General features: G+C 44.4%; 3 protein-coding genes. 2 read left to right on the top strand and 1 reads right to left on the bottom strand.

Annotated elements, in window-relative coordinates; genetic code table 11:
* A partial coding sequence (gene cpxA / locus AACT21_RS09535; RefSeq protein ID WP_094164103.1) for an envelope stress sensor histidine kinase CpxA occupies window positions 1-862 on the top strand: 862 nt, incomplete at its 5' end.
* Between the two features lie 99 nt (window positions 863-961).
* Complete coding sequence (gene trmL, locus AACT21_RS09530; protein WP_013855835.1) at window positions 962-1,438, top strand: tRNA (uridine(34)/cytosine(34)/5-carboxymethylaminomethyluridine(34)-2'-O)-methyltransferase TrmL; 477 nt, start codon at window positions 962-964, stop codon at window positions 1,436-1,438.
* Between the two features lie 96 nt (window positions 1,439-1,534).
* Here trmL and cspE read toward each other — a convergent pair whose 3' ends face one another.
* On the bottom strand, window positions 1,535-1,747 hold the full coding sequence (gene cspE / locus AACT21_RS09525) for a transcription antiterminator/RNA stability regulator CspE (RefSeq protein ID WP_013855834.1): 213 nt from the start codon (window positions 1,745-1,747) through the stop codon (window positions 1,535-1,537).
* Window positions 1,748-2,051: the final 304 nt, after the last annotated feature.

The raw sequence follows: 2,051 nt of genomic DNA, 5'->3' as shown, positions 1-2,051 counted from the left end.
TGCTGCCGTGATGCTCGTCAGTACACCGCTACTCTTATGGCTCGCATGGGCATTGAGTCAACCCGCCAGCCGCCTCGAGCAAGCCGCCAAACGGGTCGCTCGCGGCGAATTTGTGGTCGACCCAAGCTTAGAAAAAGGCACCAGTGAATTTCGCCAAGCGGGAAAAAGCTTTAACCAAATGGTAGAAGCCGTCAATCAGATGATTTCTGGCCAGCAGCGATTGCTGTCAGATATTTCACACGAACTGCGCTCCCCTTTAACTCGGCTGAGAATGGCCAATGCACTTGCCACTCGTAAACAAGGTAGCAGCTCAGAATTGGAGCGGATCGACACCGAAGCACAGCGTTTAGAGCAGATGATCGGTGAACTTCTGACGCTTTCGCGTATGCAAACCAATAGCCATCTCAGCCGAGAAACTCAACCGCTATCCAGTTTATGGGAGGAATTATTGAGTGATGCCCAATTTGAGGCGGAGCAGATGGAAAAAAGACTCACCTATAATGCGATTCCACCGCACACGATTTCCGGTACACCAAAACTGCTGATGAGCGCATTGGAAAACATTGTGCGTAACGCCATTTACTATGGCAAAGATGAAATCAATATTACCTTTTCGGTCGAAAAAGGCAGACTATCGGTTTGCGTGGAAGACAATGGTGAAGGCGTTCCCGAAAACGAGTTAGACGATATTTTCCGCCCCTTTTATCGTGTTTCCACTGCGCGTGATAGGCACAGTGGTGGTACAGGGTTAGGTTTAGCCATCACCGAAAGTGCCATTCGTCAACACAGCGGTACTATTCACGCAAGTCGCAGCCAATTAGGTGGGTTAAAAGTACAATTCACGCTCCCATTGGATAGTTAAATTCCACTTATGCCTATATTGCCAAATAACGGGTGACTTGTACTCAATAGGCTCGTCACCTTATACTTCCGGCCCACACTCCTTAAGAGCAGCTATACCATGTTTGATATCGCACTTTACGAACCTGAAATCGCCCCTAATACCGGAAATATTATTCGCTTGTGTGCCAATTGCGGCGCTAATTTGCATCTTATTGAACCGCTGGGTTTTGATCTAGAAGAGAAGAAAGTGCGCCGTGCAGGGCTTGATTACCACGATTTAGCGCGCGTAACGCGTCATGCCAACTTGGATGCCTTTATGGACTACCTCAATGCAGAGCGCGAAACGTACCGGATTTTTGCTTGTACCACTAAAACCACAGGGCACCACGTCGATGCGCAGTTTCAAAAAGGAGATGTGTTGATGTTTGGCCCAGAAACTCGTGGATTACCAGCACAAGTCATCGAAAGCCTACCGATGACACAACGTATTCGTATTCCGATGATGGCAGAAGCTCGCAGTTTAAATCTCTCTAATGCGGTCGCTATTATTGCGTTTGAAGCGTGGCGTCAAATGGGCTTTGAAGGTGCGCAATAACAGCGCTAGTGTTCTAAAACGGTAGGAAGATAAATCACCAAATAGCAAAAAGGCCGCCTAGGCGACCTTTTTATTAATTCTAGATATTAGGCTAGATTACAGAACAGTTACTTGAGCTGCTTGTAGGCCTTTTTGACCGTTTTCTACATTGAAAGACACTTTTTGGCCTTCAATTAGAGTTTTGAAACCGTCAGAAGCGATTGCATTGAAGTGTACGAACACGTCAGCGCCGCCGTTATCTTGAGTAAGGAAGCCGAAACCTTTAGTTTCGTTAAACCATTTTACAGAACCAGTTGTTTTGTTAGACATAATGTGTCCCTTTTATTTAAATTCATAAAGTTATCGCGCTTATGCGCAATGCACTGATAGATTGAATTATTTAATGTTACTAATAAGGTAAGGGAAACACTGAGGACATCAACTTTTACGATGGGATTCTGAGAATTTACTTTTACTTTTATTTTTTGTTTCATTAATAACCCCTGAACAACAGAGCGAGGTAACTATATTCGCTAACGTTGCACTAAGCAATCTATTTCGGCATTTAATTTTTACAACTCAAAACAATAGAGTAAGAAACACCATAAAAAGTCTTTTATTTCAACCTATTATG

The sequence above is a fragment of the Vibrio sp. V08_P9A1T1 genome (assembly GCF_963874405.1).
Classification (GTDB): domain Bacteria; phylum Pseudomonadota; class Gammaproteobacteria; order Enterobacterales; family Vibrionaceae; genus Vibrio; species Vibrio anguillarum.
This window is presented reverse-complemented; position numbering and strand designations above follow the sequence as displayed.